The 20,329-nt window shown below is 72.2% G+C and carries 16 protein-coding genes, 1 pseudogene and 1 CRISPR repeat array; of the genes and pseudogenes, 5 read left to right on the top strand and 12 right to left on the bottom strand.

Going from position 1 to position 20,329, the window contains the following annotated elements; genetic code table 11:
- Positions 1-4 precede the first annotated feature (4 nt).
- Positions 5-458: a CRISPR direct-repeat array (repeat unit 28 nt; unit sequence GTGCTCCCCGCGCACGCGGGGATGGTCC).
- A 15-nt stretch (positions 459-473) separates the two neighbouring features.
- Complete coding sequence (locus LX16_RS21520) at positions 474-1,352, bottom strand: hypothetical protein (RefSeq protein WP_147142339.1); 879 nt, start codon at positions 1,350-1,352, stop codon at positions 474-476.
- A gap of 202 nt (positions 1,353-1,554) precedes the next feature.
- Here LX16_RS21520 and LX16_RS21525 point away from each other — a divergent pair, with 202 nt between their 5' ends.
- Together LX16_RS21525 and LX16_RS21530 are read left to right on the top strand one after the other, a co-directional pair.
- Positions 1,555-2,769 carry an erythromycin esterase family protein gene (locus LX16_RS21525; protein WP_158645683.1) on the top strand — a complete coding sequence of 405 codons (1,215 nt, stop codon included), beginning with the start codon at positions 1,555-1,557 and terminating at the stop codon, positions 2,767-2,769.
- 19 nt (positions 2,770-2,788) lie between these two features.
- Entirely contained in the window at positions 2,789-3,379 is a 591-nt protein-coding gene (locus LX16_RS21530; RefSeq protein ID WP_147142345.1) for a TIGR03086 family metal-binding protein, read from the top strand.
- A 69-nt stretch (positions 3,380-3,448) separates the two neighbouring features.
- Here the strand turns inward: LX16_RS21530 and LX16_RS21535 are convergent, their stop codons facing one another.
- From LX16_RS21535 to LX16_RS21550, 4 genes are all read right to left on the bottom strand, one after another.
- Positions 3,449-5,548, bottom strand: coding sequence for an iron ABC transporter permease (locus tag LX16_RS21535; protein ID WP_147142348.1), 2,100 nt, complete (start codon positions 5,546-5,548; stop codon positions 3,449-3,451).
- Between the two features lie 79 nt (positions 5,549-5,627).
- On the bottom strand, positions 5,628-6,620 hold the full coding sequence (locus tag LX16_RS21540) for an ABC transporter substrate-binding protein (protein ID WP_147142351.1): 993 nt from the start codon (positions 6,618-6,620) through the stop codon (positions 5,628-5,630).
- A gap of 16 nt (positions 6,621-6,636) precedes the next feature.
- Entirely contained in the window at positions 6,637-7,464 is an 828-nt protein-coding gene (locus LX16_RS21545; protein ID WP_280176825.1) for an ABC transporter ATP-binding protein, read from the bottom strand.
- Between the two features lie 362 nt (positions 7,465-7,826).
- Positions 7,827-8,783 (bottom strand): L-histidine N(alpha)-methyltransferase, encoded by a 957-nt coding sequence (locus tag LX16_RS21550; protein ID WP_147142357.1) that lies wholly within the window; start codon positions 8,781-8,783, stop codon positions 7,827-7,829.
- Positions 8,784-9,143: 360 nt separating this feature from the next.
- Between LX16_RS21550 and LX16_RS21555 the strand changes: the two genes are divergently transcribed.
- Positions 9,144-10,331 carry a cytochrome P450 gene (locus LX16_RS21555; protein WP_147142361.1) on the top strand — a complete coding sequence of 396 codons (1,188 nt, stop codon included), beginning with the start codon at positions 9,144-9,146 and terminating at the stop codon, positions 10,329-10,331.
- A 45-nt stretch (positions 10,332-10,376) separates the two neighbouring features.
- Here the strand turns inward: LX16_RS21555 and LX16_RS21560 are convergent, their stop codons facing one another.
- Positions 10,377-13,391 carry an ATP-binding protein gene (locus LX16_RS21560; RefSeq protein WP_147142365.1) on the bottom strand — a complete coding sequence of 1,005 codons (3,015 nt, stop codon included), beginning with the start codon at positions 13,389-13,391 and terminating at the stop codon, positions 10,377-10,379.
- A gap of 153 nt (positions 13,392-13,544) precedes the next feature.
- Here LX16_RS21560 and LX16_RS21565 point away from each other — a divergent pair, with 153 nt between their 5' ends.
- Entirely contained in the window at positions 13,545-14,735 is a 1,191-nt protein-coding gene (locus LX16_RS21565) for an AI-2E family transporter (RefSeq protein WP_147142368.1), read from the top strand.
- Here LX16_RS21565 and LX16_RS21570 read toward each other — a convergent pair.
- The 4 genes and pseudogenes from LX16_RS21570 to LX16_RS21585 form a co-directional block, all read right to left on the bottom strand.
- A complete protein-coding gene (locus LX16_RS21570) occupies positions 14,695-15,084 on the bottom strand; it encodes a VOC family protein (RefSeq protein ID WP_244615936.1) in 390 nt (129 codons plus the stop codon). The two genes, LX16_RS21565 and LX16_RS21570, sit on opposite strands and share 41 nt — an antisense overlap.
- 112 nt (positions 15,085-15,196) lie before the next feature.
- Positions 15,197-15,610: pseudogene (locus LX16_RS28305) on the bottom strand (VOC family protein); the annotation flags it as partial.
- 86 nt (positions 15,611-15,696) lie between these two features.
- Entirely contained in the window at positions 15,697-17,031 is a 1,335-nt protein-coding gene (locus tag LX16_RS21580; RefSeq protein WP_147142371.1) for a TIGR01777 family oxidoreductase, read from the bottom strand.
- Between the two features lie 247 nt (positions 17,032-17,278).
- Positions 17,279-17,728 carry a winged helix-turn-helix transcriptional regulator gene (locus LX16_RS21585; RefSeq protein ID WP_147142982.1) on the bottom strand — a complete coding sequence of 150 codons (450 nt, stop codon included), beginning with the start codon at positions 17,726-17,728 and terminating at the stop codon, positions 17,279-17,281.
- Between the two features lie 82 nt (positions 17,729-17,810).
- On the opposite strand from LX16_RS21585, the gene LX16_RS21590 reads away from it, so the two are divergent.
- Positions 17,811-19,043, top strand: a complete 1,233-nt coding sequence (locus tag LX16_RS21590) for an MFS transporter (RefSeq protein WP_147142374.1) — start codon at positions 17,811-17,813, stop codon at positions 19,041-19,043.
- A gap of 16 nt (positions 19,044-19,059) precedes the next feature.
- On the opposite strand, the gene LX16_RS21595 is transcribed toward LX16_RS21590, so the two are convergent.
- Together LX16_RS21595 and LX16_RS21600 are read right to left on the bottom strand one after the other, a co-directional pair.
- The gene (locus LX16_RS21595; RefSeq protein WP_147142377.1) at positions 19,060-19,539 is read right to left on the bottom strand and encodes a GNAT family N-acetyltransferase; all 480 of its coding nucleotides are present in this window, start codon (positions 19,537-19,539) and stop codon (positions 19,060-19,062) included.
- A 29-nt stretch (positions 19,540-19,568) separates the two neighbouring features.
- Positions 19,569-20,324 carry an aminoglycoside phosphotransferase family protein gene (locus tag LX16_RS21600; protein WP_147142380.1) on the bottom strand — a complete coding sequence of 252 codons (756 nt, stop codon included), beginning with the start codon at positions 20,322-20,324 and terminating at the stop codon, positions 19,569-19,571.
- Positions 20,325-20,329: the final 5 nt, after the last annotated feature.

A 20,329-nucleotide genomic window follows, 5' to 3' on the forward strand; every position in this document is an offset into this window, starting at 1 on the left:
CCCGGTGCTCCCCGCGCACGCGGGGATGGTCCCACCTCCCGCTTGCGGGCCTGGTGGGCGGCGTAGTGCTCCCCGCGCACGCGGGGATGGTCCTCCTGACCTGTCTACCCCAACCCCAGACTTTCAGTGCTCCCCGCGCACGCGGGGATGGTCCCGGGAACGGCTGGGGCTGCACTGCCTATGCCGGTGCTCCCCGCGCACGCGGGGATGGTCCCTGCAACGTCGCCCCGTGCAGCGCGTTGAGCACGTGCTCCCCGCGCACGCGGGGATGGTCCGCCCCGAAACGCACTCCCGTTTCGGGAGTCGAAGTGCTCCCCGCGCACGCGGGGATGGTCCGGGCAACCACACCGAACAGGGCACCGCCAGGCAGTGCTCCCCGCGCACGCGGGGATGGTCCCTTGCGGCGGATCAGCCACAGGCCACCGGCGAAGTGTTCCCCGCGCACGCGGGGTTGCCCCGCGCTCGCCTCCTCGTCAGGTGGTGAGCCAGGTGGTGATGGGTTTGCGGGGGATGCCGCGGGTGACGCGGGTGCGGACCGCCGCCCGGTCGAAGTGGAGTCCCGGGTGGGCCGCCTCCAGTCGCCGCAGCAACTCGGGCAGGTCGGCGGGCCCGGTGGGGACGTCGACCAGGTCGCCGGTCAACGTGCCGCCCGACACCGGTACCCGGTAGCGTGCCGCACCCGCCGCCGCGAGGATCCGGACGGTCTGGCGTGGTCCCGGCCCGATCCTGACCTGCCACGGGAACACCGCGCTGCCGCCGGGTGCCCAGCGGACGTCGAGCAGTACGTGGACCGGTTGTGGTCGGCCGCCCGGGCCCGGCGGGGTGTGTGTGCCGGGCACGTCGACGGTTCCCTCCCAGCGCTGGAAGGGGACCGACAGGCCGATGTCGTGTGCCCAGGCGAGTACCTGGTCGACGGGTTCGGCGGCGAGCAGGTCGGCGAGTGCCCGGGTGGTCGTGGCGGCGGCGGGCAGTTCCGGGAAGTGGCGTAGCGCGTGGTGCAGTGTCTCCCGGTAGGCGGCGGGCATGTCCATGGTCGCCAGGTGTGAGAGGGCCGCGTCGGCGGTGCGGGCCGCCGCCGGGTCGGGGCCGGCGGCCGCGAGCGCGAGCAGGGCGGCGCCGTAGGACCACTGCACCCGGTTCCGGCTGCCGTCCAGCAGGTCACGGCCGGTCTGGGTGAATCGCCGTGCGATGGCGGCGGCGTCGGTGCGGAACGCCTGGGCGACGGCGGCGACCGACGCCGGGTCGATGTAGGAGGCCATCCGGTCGAACTGCGACCGGGTCTGGCCCTGGTATGCGAACCGGTCGAGCTGTTTGGCGACGGGTAGGTTGCCGACGAGGTGGTAGGTCAGCATGGGCGGTCCTGGCATGGGGGAGGTAGGGTGCCCGATCGCGATGGGCGGGGGACCAGGTGAGTGTATTCCGGTGTCGCAACGGCCGGTTGGCGGCCGGGGGTCCGACCGTACCGGGCGCCGCCTGGTGTCCACAGTGCACGTGTGGTGACGACCGGTCGTTTGACAGATGCGGTGCCCGCCGCCCGGTCCATACCGTCGGAGTATGACTGACACACGAGAGTACGAGACGGTGGAGGCGCAGGTCGTGGAGTGGATCGGGCGGACCGCCCGGCCGGTCCGGCTCACCGGCGGCGCCGACGATTTCGCGGACCTGTCGGCGCTGGGCGGGATCGTCGGCACGGCACGGCTGGTGGGCCTGGGGGAGACGACCCGCGCCGGTCACGAGGTGATGGCGGCGGGTGCCCGGGTGCTGCGGTACCTGGTGACGGTGAAGGGTTTCCGGGTCCTGGCGCTGCAGGACGACGTGTCGGTGATCGAGGAGATCGACCGGTACGTGCGTACCGGTGAGGGTGACCTGGCCCGGTCGATCGCGGACATGTGGAACCCGTGGCGGACCGTCGAGACCACGGAGATCTTCGAGTGGTTGCGCGCGTACAACGCCGCCCACCCCGACGACCCGGTGTCGGTGCACGGCCTGACCCCGCCCGCGGCCCGGGTCGCCCACTACGACCGGTTGGTCGCCCGGTTCGAGGCGGTCGCCCCGGACTCGGTCGCGCGGCTGCGCACCCACCTGGACCCGATCCGGACCGCCCACGACGTCAACGAGCACGTGCAGACCGCGCAGGGGATCCACCCGGGCCGGCCGTTCGCCGACCACGCGCGGGACGCCCTCGACCTGGCGGAGGCGACCGGGGACCGGGAGGCGGTGGAGCTGGCGGAACTGATCCTGGAGTTCCACGCCGGGAGCGTCGCCGGTGGCTACGACTTCGACGCGGCGGGGGTGCGGGCCGCCGAGGCGGTGGCCGCGTTGGTGGCGGAGTCGGCCGGTGGTGTCCTCTACTGGGAGGGCATGGCGCACACCGCGAACGCCGCGCACATCCGGTTGACGTCGATGGGGAGGTCGTTGCGGGGAGTCGGTTCCCGGTTGCGGGAACGGTTCGGTGACGAGTACGTGTCGATCCAACTGGGGTTCTCGCACGGGCGCATCCACCAGGACACGGTTCCGCCGCCGCCGGTGGACTTCGTGGACGCGGTGCTGAACGCCGGGCCGACTCCGTATCTGCTGGATCTGCGCGCGGCGGCGCCGGAGCCGGTCGCGGCGTGGCTGCGACGGGACCACAAGGTGCGGATCATCGCGGGGATCTACCACTCGGAGGAGGACGACGGGCACTTCGTCTCCGGGGGACCGTTCTCGGAGTGGTTCGACGCGGTGCTACGGGTCGGTGAGATCACACCGACGACCCCGGCGGGCCGGTAGCCGGTGGCATCATGGCGGGATGAACGAATCTGCCGGCGTCGTCCGGTTCGACGACCCGTTGCCCGCGTTCGACTCGGTGGTCTCCTATGTGACCGCGACGATCGGGCGGATCGGCGACGATCAGTGGGACGATCCGACACCCTGTGAGGAGTGGGACGTCCGGTACCTGGTCGGGCATCTGGCGTTCGTCAACGAGCGGTATCACGCCGTCGCGGCGGGCGACGAGAACCCGCCGGAGCGGCAGTTGGACTACTCGGATCCGGCGTCGGCGTTCACGACGTGGGCGAGTGCGGCGCGGGCGGAGTTCGTGAAGCCGGACTTCCTGACCGAGGTCATACCGACCCCGATCGGGGAGCAGCCCGGTGCGGTGGTGGTGCAGCACGTCGTCAACGAGTTGACGGTGCACGCGTGGGATCTGACGCGGGCGTTGGGAGCCGACACGGACTTCCTGCCGGAGCTGGCCGCCGAGGTGGAGGCCAGTTGGCGGGCGGTCTACGCGTTGCTGGGGAATCCGCCCCGGTCGGGCGACACGGTCGCGGAGGTCGCCGAGGTGCCCCGGGGCGCCTCGGCGGCGGACCGGATGGCGGCGTTCATGGGTAGGCGGGTCTGACGCGGGGGTGTGTGGGCCGGGCGACGTCCGTCGCCCGGCCCCTCCCGTTCCACAGGGGACCGGCTCCGGTCAGGTCCGTTTGCGGCTGCGGTACAGCAGCCAGAAGAAGTAGGGCGCGCCGATGATCGCGGTCATGAGCCCGGCGGGCAACTGGTCGGGCGCGATGACGGTGCGGCCCACCACGTCCGACACCACGACGAGGATGCCGCCCAGCAGCGCCGCGACCGGGATGACCCGGGCGTGTCGCCGCCCGACGAGCATCCGGGCCGCGTGTGGGGCGACGAGCCCGACGAACCCGATCACGCCGATGCCGGCGACCGCGACCGCCGTCAACAGCACCGCGCACGTCAGCAGCGCCAACCGTGCCGACGCCACCCGTACGCCCAGCAGCCGGGGCGTGTCCTCGTCGATGGACAGCAGGTCGAGCCGGCGATGCGCGAACATCACCAGCGGCACCAGCACCGCGCAGCCGATGGACAGCGGGATGAGGTGTTCGAAGGTGCGGCCGTAGGTGGACCCGGACAGCCAGGTGAGCGCCTTGGCGGCGTTGAACGGGTCGGTGGCGACGATCAGCAGCGTCACGAACGCGGCGGTCCCGTACGACACGCCGACACCGATGAGCACCAACCGGTCGGTGGCGAACCCGCTGCGCGCCGCGAGCCCGAACACCACCAGTGCCGCTGCCAGGGCGCCCGCGCCCGCGGCGGCGGCCAGCGCCCAGAAACCGGCGTGCGGGATCAGTGTCACGACGATGACCGCGGTGACCGAGGCGCCGCCGGAGATGCCGATGATGGCGGGTTCGGCGAGCGGGTTGCGGGTGACGCCCTGGATGGCGGTGCCGGCGACCGCGAGGGCGACACCGGCCAGCAGGGCGGCCAGGACACGTGGCGCGCGGGTGTCCATGACGGCGCTGACGATCTGGCCGGCCTGCCCGGTCAGCCAGTTCCAGAGGTCTCCGGTGAGCAGTCCCATGTCGCCGATGAGCAGTGAGCCGACGACGGTGGCGACGAGGACGACGGCGAGGACCGCCGTGACGATGCCGGGGTGGCGGACGCCGATGCCCCGCACGTCGAGTTCACCGTGGCTGGTTCCGGCCCGGTCGGCGCGCAGCCGGAACGCGAGCGCGATGAGGAACACCGCGCCCAGGATCGACGTCATGATGCCGGTCGGGACCTGGGTGGCGGTCTGGGCGCCCAGGATCGCGCGCAGCACGATGTCGGCGGCCAGGAGGAGAGCGATCGCGGCCAGGCCGGTGACCGGCAGCAGCGCCCGGTGCCGGTGGAGGCCGGGGATCCTGGGCGCGACGAGCCGGGTGAGGGCGGGCGCGGCGAGTCCGATGAACCCGATCGGTCCGGTGAGCGCGACGGCGGCGGTCGACAGCAGCACCGACATCAGCAGCACCCACAGTTGGGTCTGCCGGACCGGTACGCCCAGCGAACGCGCCTCGTCGTCGCCGAGCATCAGCAGGTCGAGGCGGCGGCTCATCAGCATCAGCAGCGCGAAACCGATCACCACGATCGGTGCCAGTGTCACGATCCCGTCGAAACCGTTGACGCCGAGGGTTCCGGCGGCCCACGCGTGGGCGCCGCGCGACTCGAACGGGAACAGGATCATCAGTCCCCGGGTGAGCGCGGTGACGGCGAGGGCGACCGCGGATCCGCCCAGGACCAGTCGCACGGTCCCGTACTCGGTGCCGGCCAGTGCCAGGACCAGGGCGGCGGCGGCGAGACCTCCGGTGAAGGCCAGCCCGAGGTCACCGAGGAACGGTCCCTGGACGCCCAGCGCGGCCCCGCACACCAGTGCCAGGTGGGCGCCGGCGTTGACGGCGAGCGTGTCGGGCGACGCCAGCGGGTTGCGCGAGATCGACTGCATGACGGTGCCGGCGACACCGAGCGCGATGCCGACGACCGCGGCGGCGGCCAGCCGGGGCAGGCGGGAGTCGATGACGACGGCGGCGGCCCGGTCGTCGGCGGTGCCGGTCAGCCACGCCCAGATGTCGGCGAAGCCGACGTCGGCGGTGCCCTGCGTGATGTGCAGGCACGCCAGGAGCGCGATCACGGCGAGGAGCACGACGACGACACCGGTGAGCGCGGCGATCCGCACCGGGGCGGGTGCGGCCGGTTCGGCGGTGGTGCCGGGGGCGTCGGGTGGGGTGCGGGTGAGGGTCACCGGTTGCTCTTTCTGGCGACGGTCCGGCCGGGGACCCGGGGCAGCCCGCGGGTTCCCGGCCGGTGTCGTCGGTGTCGGGTCAGGAGCCTTCGGCGATGGCGACGACGGCGTCGATGAACTGGGTCATGGCCGCGGGGCCGCCGAACATCCAGGTGCCGTCGGGGAGGCGTTCCACCTCGCCGTCCTTGACGAACTGGAGGCTCTGCCAGATGGCGTTGTCGGCGAGGGTGTCGGCGTACACGTCGGATTCGTCGGCGCCGCCGATGTACCAGAACACCGCGTCCTCGGGGAGTTTCGTGAGGCCTTCGACGTCGGTCTGGCCCAGGCCGTACACGGCGTCGCCCTCGACGCCCTCGACGTCCTCCCACGCGCTGGGCAGGCCCAGTTCGGCCAGGATGGCGCCCAGTTGGGAACCGGACGTGAACGGCCGGACGGTGACGGCCTCACCGGTGTCCCAGCCGTCGGCGAACGCGACGGGGGTGCCGGCCAGGTCGGTCGCGGCCACGGCCTCCTTCGCCTCGGCGAGCGTGGTGTCGAACTGGTCCTTGAGGTCGGCGGCGGCGTCCTGGGTGCCGGTGACCTCGGCGACCAGGTCCACGTTCTTCCACATGTGGCCGATCGGGTCGGTGGCGTCGCCGCCGTTCATCACGATGACGGGGACGCCGCTGTCCTCGATCTGTTCGACGGCGCCCTCGACGAGGGAGTCGGTCACGAACATGACGTCCAGGCCCAGCGGGGCGAGCGTGTCGAGGTTGGGTTCACCGCGGGTGCCGATGTCGGTGACCGAGTCGTCCAGTTGGACGGAGTTGTCCCAGGTCTGGAAGCCCTTGACGTCGCTGACGGCGGTGGGCTGGATTCCCAGCGAGACGAGGTATTCGACGACGTTCCACTCGGTGGCGCCGACCTTGACGGCGGGGCCGTCGAGGGTGACCTCGACACCTCGCTCGTCGGTGACGGTGATCGGGTCGCCTCCGGTGGCGGAGTTCTCGTCGGCGGGTTCCTCGGTGGTGCCGCACGCGGCCAGCGCGACGGTCGCGACCGCCGCGACGGCCAGTGCCGTCAAACGCTTCACAGTGGGGTTTCTCCTTTTATGCGGGGGTGACGGCACGGCGGGCGTGCCGAGAGCGGGCACCGGTGCGCAGCAGGCCGGTGTGCGGGTCCGGGTGGACGTCGATGGGGATGCCGTAGGCGTCGGTGAGGAGTTCGGAGGTCAGCACCTCCGCGGGTTCACCGGCGGCGGCGATCCGGCCGTCGACCAGCAACACGATCTCGTCGGCGACGGCGGCCGCCTGGTCGAGGTCGTGGAGGACGACGCCGACGGCGATGTCGTGGTGGTCGGCCAGGTCGCGGACGATGTCGAGGAGTTCGACCTGGTAACGCAGGTCGAGGTGGTTGGTGGGTTCGTCCAGCATGAGGATGGTGGTGTCCTGGGCGAGACAGCTGGCCAGCCAGACGCGCTGCATCTGGCCGCCGGAGAGGGTGTCGACGGCGCGGTCGGCGAGGGAGGCGACGTCGGTCATGCCCAGGGCGCGGTCGACGACGGCGGTGCCGTCGGGGTCACCGCCGCCCCAGCGGCCCCGGTGCGGGTGGCGGCCGTACTCCACGACCTCCCGGACGGTGACGCCGCCGGGGGCGACGCGGGACTGTGACAGCAGGGTGAGGCGGCGCGCGAGGTCGCGTGGGCTGATCGCCTTGATGGAGGCGCCGTCGGCGAGGGTGGTGTCGCCGGAGGCGGCCTTGTGGAGGTTCGCCATGGTGCGCAGCAGGGTGGACTTGCCGCTCCCGTTGGGGCCTATGAGCGCGGTGACCCGGCCACGGGTCAGGCGCACCGACACGTCGTGTACGGCGACGAAGGAGCGGTAGCCGGCGGTGATGCCGGCGGCGCTCAGCTCGGGGGCGAGATTGTCAGCTGGCACTCGACTAAGGTAAGGCAATCCTTATGGAAGCGCCAGGCGGGTGTCCGGGTTTGAGGTCCGTCACAGTTCGCGCGGCCAGGTTCCTACGTTTCGCGCCGCCTCGGCCTGCGGTCGGGTGGCCGCCTGGCCGGGCACTTCTCCTTCCGCTTGGTCCCCGCCGGGTGGCTCATCCCTTCCGCTTGGTCCCCGCCGTTGCGCGCTCGGTCCGCGTGAGAACGGCACGGAAAGCGCTATACCGGTACGAATCGGGCGAAGACTCCAGACCTGGCGGGGACCAAGCGGAACGGGAGATGGACCAAGTGCAACGGGGCGGGGACCAAGCGGAAGAAAGGGGAGGGCGCGACGGGGGTGAGGTGCGGGGGTCAGGCGGCTTCGGCCAGGGTCACGGTGACGCCGTGGCCGTCGTCGGTCCAGCGATCGCGGGGCCGGAAGCCGGCGGCGGTGAGTTCGCCGTCGATGCGGTCGTGCGGCAGGTCGGTCATGCCGAAGGTGGCGATCTCCTCTCCGGCGGCCAGTTCTATGCCGAACCCCAGTGCCGTCAGCGGCAACCGGAAGGCGGTGCGGGCGCGCAGCCGCAGTTCGGCGCGGCCGCCGCGGTCGCTGACGGTGTGGTCGAACGACGTCTCCAGGCACTCGGTGTCGAGTACGTGGTTGAGCACGTAGAGGACGTTGCGGTTGAACTCGGCGGCCGGTTCGGTCTCCGCCGACAGATCGGCCATGGCCTGCGCGGCCTCGGTGGTGGTGGTCACCAGGAGGCGGTCGCCGGGGGAGCATCGGGCGCGCAGCGCGGTGAGTTGCCCACGCCGTTCCGCCGCCGACAACGCCGTGAACCACTCGCCCAGGCACCACAGCAGCCGGGGCGGATCACCGGGCAGGGCCGGGAGCGCCGCGGGCAGTGCCGACACCAGGCCGTACCAGTCCGTGTGGGCGAACTCGCTGGACAGTGGACGCAACGTCTCGCCGAGCCGGGAGTGAGGGGTGTCGCAGAAGTTCACCGTCCGCATCGGAGTGTGCCGTCGTGCCGCCTGCCACAGTGGACGGGCGGCGCGGAGTCCGGTCGGCCCGACGTGCACCAGTGTGTGGGGGCGCATCGCCCGTATCACCGGATCGGCCAGGCGCCCCACCAGTTCGCGTTCTGCCGCGCCGAACCGGTAGTCGCCGCCGCCGGTGATCCGGTCCAACAGCCGGCGTCCGCGCCCGTCCAGGCTCCACCGCACCGACAGGCGCTTCCCCGGGGCCGTCAGACCCTCCCGGGCGTCCGCGCGCAACGCCGCCGCGTAGTCCTCGTATGCACAGTGGACTAAAACGTGAGGCTTCATCGGCGGCTCCCCGGCGGACTCCGGTGACGGCTGGGCCTCGCCGTCGAGGTGCTGTGACGATAACCGAACCGGCCGCGAATGGGAAGCCCGTGACGGCCGTTCCGTGGCCGGGTCACGGCGAGGCGTTACATTCGAATCGGGCCGTGACCAGGAGGGCGACCGTGACGGCGGCCACCCGGTGACGGCCCCGCGCGCCACGGTGGTCACCCGACCGGCGAGTAGGGTGGGGAACCGCACAACCGCGCCGCGCGGTTACTGACTAAAGACCAATGCGCCGCCCGGGCCGGTTCTGCCAATCTGGGTCGGCGGAGTAGACCCCCGGCCGGTGCCCGATGCCCGGCGACATGATGAGGAAAGTCGATGCTCGAAGAAGCGTTCACCGTGGTGCAGTTCCAGCGCGACGGACTGGACCCGGTGCCGGAGCTGGCGCGCCGTCGCGCCGAACAGCCGATCAGCCGGCTCCAGTACCCGATCGGGCCACCGGTGTGGCTGGTGGCCAGCTACGCCGGTTCCCGCGCCATCCTGGGCGACCACACCCGGTTCTCCAGCGACTTCGCCAAGCTGACGGCTTCGGAGGACCTCCAGGACCTCCGCGCGCTCAACCCCGGTGGTCTCGGATTCACCGACCCGCCCGACCACACCCGGCTGCGCAAGATGCTCACGCCGGAGTTCACGATGCGGCGACTGCGCCGACTGGTGCCGCAGATCGAGACGATCGTCACCGAACGCCTCGACGCGCTGGAGGCGGCCGGGCGCGGCGCCGACCTCAACGACCTGTTCGCGGTGCCGATCCCGTCGCTGGTGATCAGCGAACTGCTCGGCGTCCCCTACCCCGACCGGGCGGCGTTCCAGCGCATGTCGATGTCTCGTTTCGACATCCTCGGTGACATCGAGGGCTGCCTGGCCGCCGTGGACGAGACCCTCGACTACCTCAGCGGCCTGGTCGCCGGGCAGCGCAAGAACCCCGGCGACAACCTGCTGGGAATGCTGGTGCGCGAACACGGCGACAACATCACCGACGAGGAGTTGACCGGCCTCGCCGACGGCATCCTCATCGGCGGCCACGAGACCACCGCGAGCATGATCGCCCTCGGCGCGCTCCACCTGATGACCAGCCCCGAACACGCCGCCCTGATCCGTGACTCCGACGCGCACGTCGACGCCGTCGTGGAGGAGCTGCTGCGTTACCTGTCGGTGGTGCAGACCGCGTTCCCGCGCGTCGCCATCGAGGACGTCGAGGTCGACGGCCACCAGATCAAGGCGGGCGAGATCGTGCTGTGTTCGCTCAGCGGCGCCAACCGCGACCCCAGGCTCGGCCCCGAGATGGAACAGGTCAACCCGTTCCGGGACATGCCGCCGCACTTCGCGTTCGGGTACGGCCTGCACCGTTGCGTCGGCGCCGAACTGGGCCGCATGGAGCTGCGGATGGCGTTCCCCGCGCTGCTGCGCCGGTTCCCGAACCTGAAGCCGGCCGTGCCGTTCGAGGAACTGAAGTTCCGTGAACTGTCGATCGTGTACGGGATCGAGGAGCTTCCCGTCACCTGGTGACGCCGCCGACCCGGCTCGCCCCGCCCACCCGGGCGGGGCGCCGGGTCAGTCGCATGCCGGGTGGGATGCCGCCAGTCCGGGCACCGGCGTACCGCGCCGTCCGCCCGCCGTGGCGCCGGTCAACCGGTCGAGGTGTTCCTCCACGCCCATCCGGTGACCCGCCGCCACCTCCGCGTCGAACCGTTCGGGCCCCAACGCCCGCCGCAACGGTCCCCGCAGCCGGTCGAGTTCCGGGGTGTCGACGGGCATGCCGCCGCGTGACCGCAACCGTTCCACGGTGCCCAGCAGCCGGGCGGCCGCCTCGGCACGGCCCCCGGCGGCCTCACCACCCGCCAGGTCCTCCATCGCCCGCACCACGCCCCATCCGGCCGCGCGCGGCCCGGGCGGGTCCGTCGCCACGGTCGCCAAGCCGATCTCGGCGATCCGCTGCACCCCCGCGTCGCACTGCTCGACGGCGAGCCGCGCGGCCCGACGGTAGTGCCGGACCGCCGCCTCGGCCAGTCCGTCGCGTGCCAGCAGCGCCGCCAGGCGGCACAGCGTCCGCGTCAGTTCGGTCCGCAGCCCCAGCCGGGTCGCGACCGCCAGGTTCGCCTCGTACAGTCGCCGCGCCTCCGCCGGATCGCCCCGCCGTTCCGCCAGTTCCGCCAGGCAGCCGGTGGCGTACAGCCGCCCCCACTCGTCGCCCAGGTCGGTGAACCCGGCCAGCGACGCCTCCGCCGCCTCCCGCGCCGAAACCGTGTCGCCGTTCGCGGCGAGCCGGTACGCCCGGGTGGCCCGTGACGCGGCGGCCGTCCACGCGTCGGCGTCGCAGACCCCGGCCGCCTCACCGGGCAGCCCGAGCCGCACGTGGTCGAGGAACCAGCGGGCCCGCGCGGCCGTCACCGGGTCCTCGATCGCGTCGCAACCGGCGACGGCGGCGCGGTGGGCGGCCTCGTCGGCGGCGTTCATACGGGTCAGGACGCCGGTGTGCCAGGCGGTCGCGGTCGCGCGTGCCCCCTCCGGTGCGCCACCGGCGACGGCCAGGGCCGCGCCCAGTTCCTCCGCGGCCTCGGTGAGTCTGCCGCGCAGCACCCGGTACCAGGCGGTGTCGACCGCCAACCCCAGGGCGGCGACCGCGTCACCGGTGTCGCGGGCGTGCCGGGCGGCCTCGGCGAGGTTGCCCGCCTCGCCGTCGAGGGTCCGCGCCGCCGGGAACGCATCCGGTCCGCGCAGTTCCCCGTCCAGTGCCCCGGCGAGCGCCGCGTAGTACTCCAGGTGCGCCCGCCTGGCGGTCTTCTCCGCCCCCGAATCGGCCAACAGTTCCCGGTGGTACTCCGCGACGGTCGCCAGCATGTGGAACCGGGGGCCGCCCGCGCGGCCGGTCCTGATCTGCAGCATCGACCGGTCCGCCAACCGGGCCAGCATGTCGGGCACCTCAGCGACGGGTACCTCCCCGAAACCCGCGACCCGTTGCGCGCTCGCGGCCGTGAAACCGCCACGGTGCACCGAGACCCGTTCCAGCAGCAGCCGTTCCGGTCCGGTCAGCAGCTCCCGGCTCCAGTCCACGGTGGACCGGATGGTGCGGTGCCGCTCGGGGACACCCCGCCGCACCACCGCCGGCGGTTCCCAGTGCCGCTCCAGTCGTTCCCGCAGCCCCGACGGCCCCCACGCGGCCACCCGGCCGGCCGCCAGCTCCAAGGCCAACGGGATCCCGTCGAGACGCCGGCAGATCGCCGCCACCTCACCCGCGTCGCCGTCGGTGACCCGGTACCCGGCCGCCGCCGCGCGGGTCGCGAACAACCGTGCCGCGTCGGAATCCGGCAGCGGCCCCAGCGACAGGACCGACTCCGCGGGAACCGCCAGGGGTTCACGACCGGTCGCCAGCACCCTCGAATCCGGCGCCGCGCGTGACAGCCGCTCCGCCAACGCTGCCGCGGCCGCCACGACGTGCTCGCAGTTGTCCAGGACCAGCAGCGTGCGATGGGTCAACAGGTACGCGGCGAGCGCCTCGAAGGCGGAGGAACCCGGTGACGCGGCGGCGGTGTCGCCGGTCAGGCCGAGTTCCGCCGCGACGGTCTCGGCGATCAGGTCCACTCGGGACGTCCCCGCCGGAACCGGCGTCAGGTCGGCCAGCCAGACACCGCCTGAGTAGTCGTGCCGCAGCGACCGGGCCGTCGCGACCGCCAGGGAGGTCTTCCCGACCCCGCCCGGCCCCGTCACCGTGACCAGTCGGTGCCGTGACGTGCGGGCGGCGAGGTCCGCCAGTTCGGTCTCCCGGCCCACCAGCGGTGACGTCTCCGGGGGCAGGTTCCCGACCGGCCTGGGCCGGGGCGCCTCCAACGTCGGGTCGCGCCGCAGCATCGCCAGGTGCAGCCGGCTCAGCGCCGCGTCCGGTTCGACACCCAGTTCCTCCCGCGACCGGCGGCGGACCGCCGCGTAGAACCGCAGCGCCTCGGCGTGCCGTCCCGACTGGTAGAGCGACAACATCAGGACGCCGTTGAGCCGGTTGCGCCACGGGTACCGGGCGGCGAGTTCCCGCAACTGGGCCACGAGGCCGCGGTGCTCGCCCGATTCGAGCCTCGCCTCGGCCCGCGCCTCCACCGCCGAGAGGTACTGCTCGGTCAGGCGCGCAACGATCGGGACCGCGAACTCGCGGTCGGCGAGTTCCGGAAGCGGCTCGCCCCGCCACGACGACACCGCCTCGCTCAGCAGGCCGTCCCGCGCCACCGGGTCGGCTCCCTCGGCGCGCCGCACCAGGTCCTCGAAACGCGCGGTGTCGAGCCGGTCGGTACCGGCCTCCACCAGGTAACCCGTCGACCGCCACGTCACCAGGTCGTGGCCGCCCGGTTCGGCGTCCTCCAGCGCGCGCCGCAACAGTGAGACCTTGCTGCGCAGTACGGCCCTGCCCCGCGCCGGCGGCCGGTCACCCCACAGGTGGTGCATCAACCGGTCGGCGGGGACGACCTGACCGTTGTGGGCCAACAGGACGCACAGCAGCGCGCGTACCCGCGCCTCGGGGATCACCACGGCCTCCCCGGCGTCGGTGCGTACCTCCAACGGACCCAGGATCGCGAAACGCATGACCGCAACGGTAGCCGCCGCGCACACCCGCCCCGGCCGCGTCGACGGCGGCCCCGCTCGGCGCGGACACGCCCGGCAGCGCACCGGCCCGGCGTCCCACCACGGGTGCGGCCGAGGTGATCCCCTGTACCGCGAAAACCGAGGGGGTGCCGAATGAGGACCACGCCGCCGCTGTGGCGCTACGCGCTCATCACCGCCGTGGTGCTGGCGGTGATCGCCGTGGCCCAGTTGATCGTGCAGGCGAGGGCCGTCCTGGTGTTGCTGTTCCTCAGTTTCCTGCTCGCCGCCGGACTCGAACCGCTCGTGGCGTGGCTGGTGCGGCACGGAGTGCGCCGGGGCGTCGCGGTGGCCCTCGTGTGCGTGACCGGGACGGCGGTGGTGGCCGGCGCGATCGTCGTCGGGGTGCGCCCCGCCGTCGCCCAGTTCGGGCAACTGGTGTCGTCGGCACCGCGGGTGATGAACGAGATCGCCGCCGAACTCGGCGACACCGACAGCACGCTGGGCCGTTACCTGTCGGAGGCGGACGTCCAACAGGCGTGGCAGAGCGCGATGTCGAAACTCCCCGACGTGCTGCTGTCCTCGGCGGGCGCGATCGTCGGCATCCTCGGCAGCATCGCCGGGGCACTGTTCAGCGTCCTGACCGTCGCGGCCCTGACCGTCTACTTCATGCTCGCGTTGCCCCGCATCGTCGACAACGTCGCCATCGTCCTCGGTGAACCCGAACGCGCCGACGTGCTGCGGCGGGCCCTGCGGAAGGTCGGCGGATACGTCACCGGGCAGATCGTCATCTGCGGCTGCGCCGGGACCGCCGCGTACGTCTTCTTCCTCATCGCCGGGATCCCGTACTCGGCGGTCCTGGCCATCGGCGTCGCGGCCCTGGACCTCGTACCGCAGGTCGGGGCGACCCTGGGAGCGGTGCTCGGCGTCGGGATGGCCCTCACCGTGAGCGTTCCACTCGCGGTCATCACCCTGGCGTTCTTCCTCGCCTACCAGGGTTTCGAGAACTTCCTACTGGCGCCCAGGGTGTTCGCGCAGGCGACCGCGCTGTCGCCGTTGGCGGCGTTCTCCGCCGCGCTCGTCGGCGGTGCGGCGGCCGGACTGGTCGGCGCGGTCGCGGCCCTCCCGGTGACGGCGGCGCTGCAGGTCGTGGTGCGGCACTGGGCGGGCCGGCGGTTTCCGGAGCCGCCTCGGCGCAGCGGCCGCGACGACACCGCGCTCGACCCGCCGGGCGGCCGGTTACCGTGCACCGTCGGGCGGGACGGCCCGACGAAACGATGGTCGGAACGTGCAGAGTGGCCTCCGGTCAGGACTCGCGGTCCTGCGGGTACCAGCGCAGTTCGATGACGTTGCCGTCCGGGTCCTCGACGTAGACGGAGGTGGCGGTGCCACGGGCACCGAAGCGGCTGCCCGGTCCGTCGACGACGGTGAGTTCACCGGAGTCGATGACCTCCTGCCAGTCGAGCGGTTCCACCACCAGGCAGAAGTGGTCCACGTTGGACTCTCCGCGTTCCCGCGAAAACAGGTCGATGATGGTCGATCCGTTCACCCGCACGGACGGGAACGGGACCTCGCCCGCCCGCCACTGCTCGACCCGGACCGGCTCCAATCCGAGCGTGCCGGTGTAGAACTCCAGGGCACGCTCCACATCGGAGACGTTCAGGACCAGGTGATCGAAACCGGTGATCTTCACCATGTGCGCCTCCCTCGTCGATGTCGCACCGGCAGCCTAGAGCCCGGGCCTCCGCCGCCGATCGGGGAGGGGCCGAAGGTGGGGCGGGCGACACCACCGTCGCGCCCTCGGCCGTTCCGGGCGGGGATAACGCCGCCGACGGGTCCGCCATGTGCACGACCTCCCACACGTGGCCGTCCGGGTCCTGGAAACTCCGCGAGTACATGCCGTCGCCGTCCACCGGCTCCTTCGACGGACTGCCGCCACTGGACAGGGCCTTGTCCACCATGGTGTCCACCGCCGCGGCACTGTCCGCCGAGATCGCCACGATCACCTCGGTGTGAGTCGTGGCGTCGGCAGTCGGCTTCGTGGTGAAGGTCTCGAAGAACGACTTCACCAGCAGCATGACGTACGCGTCGTCCCCCACCACCATGCAGGTGGCGTTCTCGTCGGTGAAGTTCTCGTCGAACCCGAAACCGAGGCCGGTGAAGAACGTGACGGACCGGTCCAGGTCGGCGACCGGAAGATTGACGAAGATCGCTCGTGACATGGCGTCAACGTAACAGTGACCGACCGTCACCGTACCGGTTCGTCGACCCCGGTGACCGGAGTGCCGGATGGGACGCGGACCCGGCGTCAACCCGCCTTGCCGAACAGGTGCGTGAGGCAGTCCCGCAGCCGGGGATGCCGGTACCGGTGCCCGAGGTCCCGCAACCTGCCCGGCACCACGCGCTGCGACGCCGCCGCGATCTCCTCGGCGCCCTGTCCGCCCAGCAGCAGCTTCGGCCCCCACGACGGCACCGGGAGCAGGGTGGGACGACGGAGCACCCCTCCCAGCACCCGGGTGTACTCGTCGTTGCGCACCGGTTCCGGCGCGACCGCGTTCACCGGCCCCGACAGGCCGTCGTCGACGATGGCCCGGTGGTAGACGTCCACCAGGTCGTCGATCCCGATCCAGGAGGTCCACTGCCGGCCGTCACCGATCCGGCCGCCCAGACCCGCCGCGAACAGCGGGAACAGCAGCCGCAGCGAACCACCGGCGGGCGACTGCACGATGCCGGTCCGGATGTTGACGACCCGTAGCCCGGCGGCCGACGCGGGAGCCGTCGCGGCCTCCCAGTCGCCGACCACGTCGGCGAGGAAACCGCCACCGGGCGCGGCCGACTCCGTCAACTCGGTGTCGCCCCGGTCCGGGCCGTAGTAGCCGATCGCGGAGGCCGACACGAGGGCGCGCGGGCCGTTCGGGGTGGCCGCGGCCAGCCTCGCCAACCGCTCGGTCGGCCCGACCCGGCTGCCGCGCACCCGTTTCCGGTGGGTCTCGGTGAACCGTCCGGTGAGTGGTTCCCCCGCCAGGTGCACCACCACGTCCACGCCCGACAGCAGGTCCGGAGACGGGTTGTCCGGGTTCCAATGCCGGTGGCCCGGCCTGTCGGTCGGGTGCCGCACCAGCCTGACGACCTCGATTCCACCGGTGGTGAGGAACGCGGTCAACGCCGTACCGATCAGGCCCGACGAACCGGTCACCGCGACCACCGGCGGCGCCGACGACTCCGGCGTCCACGCGCGGGCGCGCCGATGCGCGGCGAGGTCGTCGGCGAGCTGGCCGTGCCGGTACCGGAACATCGCGGGCAGCAGCCGCCCCGGAAGATTGGTGTCCACCCTGTCGGTCAGCCGGGTCCGGCCGCCGTCCACCTCCGTGAACTCGTGGCTGTGCCGCCACTTCACCGGCAACGAGGTGTCCAGTGTGTCCACGAAGCGGTGCGGCGGACGGTAGGCGCCGTGCCGCGCCACCCACTTCAGGCCGCCGGGCAGCGCGATGACCGCGACGCCGTCCCGTAGCGAACCGGCCTCGCGGACCACCTTCAACTGCTGCCACGGCGGGGTGAGCCGCTGAAGCGCGCCGGGGCGTTCATGCCAACCGAACACCTCGGACAGCGGCGCGTCGATCACGGTGGAGAATCGTCGGTTCATCGGCCACAGCCTAAGCCGCCCGGCGCGCCGAACGGACGGTTTCGCACCCGCGCCACCCCGGGGACGGGGCCGGGGGGATCACCGACACCCCTCAACGGCTCGGGGGCCGCCACTCCTCCTCCCCATGGCGTCGAGCCTAGGGCGGCCGGGCGGGTGCCGTCGAGTCGGCGGACGCGGGGTTGTGGAAAACCGGCGGGTTGTGGATAACCCGGTGGACGACGCCGCCCGCCCGGGGGCCGGACGCGGCTCAGGTGGCCCGGCGAACGTGTGAGGTGTCGGCCGTGATCGGTGAACCGTCCTCGCCGCGTATGCGCAGTACCGGCACCGGGCGTCCCTGTGGGTCGACCAGGACGGAGTGTGTCTCGTGTGGGGCGAACGCGTGGCGTTCCCCCCACTGCCGCAACGCGACCACGGTGGTGAAGAGGTCCTTGCCGGCTTCGGTCAGCTGGTAGGTGTGTCGTCTGCCGCCGGTCGCGCTCCGATCGAGGATGCCGTGATCGACGAGTCTGCGCAGCCGGTCGGTGAGGATGTTCCGGGCGATCTGCAACCGTTCCAGGAACTCGGTGAAGGTCGCCGCCCCGTCCATCGCGTCACGGATGATCAGCAGGCTCCACCGGTCGCCGACCAGGTCGACGGTCCGCGCGACCGGGCAGGCGGGGTCGGTCCAGTTTCTTCCGGCGGTGAGTGTGACGTCCACTGGCTCCTCCGAAATGAGTTGCAATCCGAAACCATTATGCCCTAGCCTCATTGAGTTGCATTTTGAAACTCTTGGAGGCGTCATGGCGTCGGGATTGACCCGCGGACAGCTGACCGTGCTCGCGTCGGCATGTGCGGTGGCGGTGTCGGCCGTATACGGCGGCCAGCCGGTTCTGGAGGTCGCGGGCGCGGACCTGGGGTTCACGGACGGTGCCCTGGGCTGGCTGGTGGCCGCCGGACAGCTCGGCTACCTCATCGGCCTGGTCCTGCTGGTCCCGCTCGGTGACCTGCACGACCGCCGCCGACTCATCACGACGCACCTACTGCTCATCGCGGTCGGCACGGCGACGGCCGCCGTCGCCCCGAGTGGAGCCGTCGCGATCGCGGGGCTCGCCGTCGCCGGCCTGTTCGCCACCGTCGTGCAGACGACGGTCGCCTACGTCGCCGCCGTCTCACCGGTCGGCGAACGCGGCCGGAACATCGGGATCGTCACCTCCGGTGTGGTGATCGGCATCCTGGGCGTGCGGGTGATCGCGGGACTGCTGGGCGAACTGACCGACTGGCGGATGATCTATCTCGTCATCGCCGGGTCGTGTGTGGTGCTGGCGTTCGCCGCCCGGCGCGGTCTCGACCCCGACGTCCGCGCGACCCGGGCGCGGTACGGGCGGGCGGTATCGGAGATGGGACGGCTGTTCGTCACCGACCCACTCCTCCGCAGCCGAGGAGTCATCGCGTTCTTCCTGTTCGCCTCGTTCGGGACACTCTGGAGCGGACTCGCCCCCGTGCTCGCCGCCGCGCCGTGGCACTTCGGCACCACGGTGATCGGCCTGTTCGGACTCGCCGGACTCACCGGCGCGTTGGGCGCGGCCCGTGCCGGTCGATGGTCCGACAAGGGCCGGGCGCCGTCCATCACCACCTGGTCGCTCGCACTGCTGGCCGGTTCGTGGCTGCTCATCGGTCACGCCGAGTCGTCACTGTGGCCGCTCATCGTCGGGATCGTCGTCCTCGACTTCGCCGTACAGGCCGTGCACGTCAGCAGCCAACACCTGCTCACCGTCGCCCACCCCGGCAGAAGCAGCGGCGTCATCGGCGTATACATGGCCTGCTACTCGCTCGGCTCCGCGCTCGGAGCGGTGACCACCACTCTCGTGTACACCGCCGCGGGATGGCCCGCCACCGGTCTGCTCGGCGGGGCCTACGCCGTACTGGGGCTACTCGTCGCCGTCCTGACCCGCCGCTCCACACGTCCGGACGCCCATGCCGACCGCGCCGACATCCGTCCGCAACCGGTCGCGGACATCGGATGCCGGACCTGAACCGGGCGGTGGCCGGTCACGTCAGGCGTTTCGCCAGCCACCGGTCGACGTGCGGGTCGGTGTTGAACGGCGTGACCGGGGTGAACCCGCGGGCGGCGAACCGCCGTCCCGCCTCCACCAGGTCGCTGCGGGTGTCCAGCCGCAGCACCGAGAGGCCCCGCTCCCGTGCGGTCTGCTCCGCGAACGCCAACAGCGCCGAACCGGTCCCCGCCCCCCGGAAGGCGGGTGCGACGAAGAACCGTTGCAGCTCCCCGGTGTCGTCGGACACCCGCTTCACGCCCACGCACCCGGCCGGTTCGCCCGCCGAACGCGCCACCGCGAACCAGCCCGTCGGGGCGGACAGCCCGTCCGCCGGGTCGGCGGCCAACGCCGCGTCGAGTTCGGTTGCCGTCACCGGTCGCCCCAGGGCACGGCCGATGATGTCGGCGAAGCAGGCGCGGACGAGCGCGACCCCGTCGGCGGAGTCGACCGGTTCGAGCGCGATGGTCACGGTCATGCCGGAGAGACTGCCATCCCCGGCGCGGCTCACTCACACAGCCACCGGTGACGTCGGCTCCATCTCACCCGGTCCGACAACTGCCCGAGGAAGCCGCCGCGCAACCAGTCCGCCTGCGGCCGGTGACCGGCCCTGCCCAGCGACGCCACCAGGTCGATCGTGGCGGACTGCTCCTCGATCACGGCGTCGACCAGTCCCGCCGTCGACGGCAGCCCGTACGCCTCGGCGAACAACGCGATCCGGCGGCGCCGGTCGGGCGGCGAGGTGTACCGCATCCAGCGCAGGCAGTCGGTGTCGGAACGGAACGGCGCCACGTACTCCAACGCGTACGCCACGTCCGACAACCGGTTCCCCGGCCGGGCCAGTTCGAAGTCGATCACGCCGATGGGCGTCCCGTCCCGCCACACCAGGTTCCACGGCCCGAAGTCGCCGTGCCGGATCACCTCGCCGGGCCGGTGCGGGCCGCTGACCCACACCGCGTCCGGCGGCGGCGTGTAACCGGTGGCGGCGTCGTGCAGCCGCCGCAGCAGCCGGGCCATCCCGACGACGCCCGCGTCCCGGGTCAGGGCGCGCCAACCGGCGGCACCTGAGTCACCGGGCAGGTAGGACACCGTCTCGACGCCGTCGGCCATCCCCAGTGGAATCGGCGCCGCCCCGAAACCGACGGCGTCCAGGTGCCGGAGCAGCCCGTGGACGCTCGCCGTCCACGGACGCACCGGCCGCCGTACCGTGTCGTCACGCCGTACCACCAGCCGGTCCGGCTGGTCGGACAACACCTGCTCCATGGTCG

Origin of the sequence: Stackebrandtia albiflava, assembly GCF_007994225.1 — a bacterium.
Taxonomy (GTDB): Bacteria; Actinomycetota; Actinomycetes; order Mycobacteriales; family Micromonosporaceae; genus Stackebrandtia; species Stackebrandtia albiflava.

Coding starts and splice junctions, on each gene's coding strand:
- LX16_RS21520 (WP_147142339.1), bottom strand. CDS start 1,352: ATGCTGACCTACCACCTCGTCGGCAACCTACCCGTCGCCAAACAGCTC.
- LX16_RS21525 (WP_158645683.1), top strand. CDS start 1,555: ATGACTGACACACGAGAGTACGAGACGGTGGAGGCGCAGGTCGTGGAG.
- LX16_RS21530 (WP_147142345.1), top strand. CDS start 2,789: ATGAACGAATCTGCCGGCGTCGTCCGGTTCGACGACCCGTTGCCCGCG.
- LX16_RS21550 (WP_147142357.1), bottom strand. CDS start 8,783: ATGAAGCCTCACGTTTTAGTCCACTGTGCATACGAGGACTACGCGGCG.
- LX16_RS21555 (WP_147142361.1), top strand. CDS start 9,144: ATGCTCGAAGAAGCGTTCACCGTGGTGCAGTTCCAGCGCGACGGACTG.
- LX16_RS21560 (WP_147142365.1), bottom strand. CDS start 13,391: ATGCGTTTCGCGATCCTGGGTCCGTTGGAGGTACGCACCGACGCCGGG.
- LX16_RS21565 (WP_147142368.1), top strand. CDS start 13,545: ATGAGGACCACGCCGCCGCTGTGGCGCTACGCGCTCATCACCGCCGTG.
- LX16_RS21570 (WP_244615936.1), bottom strand. CDS start 15,084: ATGGTGAAGATCACCGGTTTCGATCACCTGGTCCTGAACGTCTCCGAT.
- LX16_RS21580 (WP_147142371.1), bottom strand. CDS start 17,031: ATGAACCGACGATTCTCCACCGTGATCGACGCGCCGCTGTCCGAGGTG.
- LX16_RS21590 (WP_147142374.1), top strand. CDS start 17,811: ATGGCGTCGGGATTGACCCGCGGACAGCTGACCGTGCTCGCGTCGGCA.
- LX16_RS21595 (WP_147142377.1), bottom strand. CDS start 19,539: ATGACCGTGACCATCGCGCTCGAACCGGTCGACTCCGCCGACGGGGTC.
- LX16_RS21600 (WP_147142380.1), bottom strand. CDS start 20,324: ATGGAGCAGGTGTTGTCCGACCAGCCGGACCGGCTGGTGGTACGGCGT.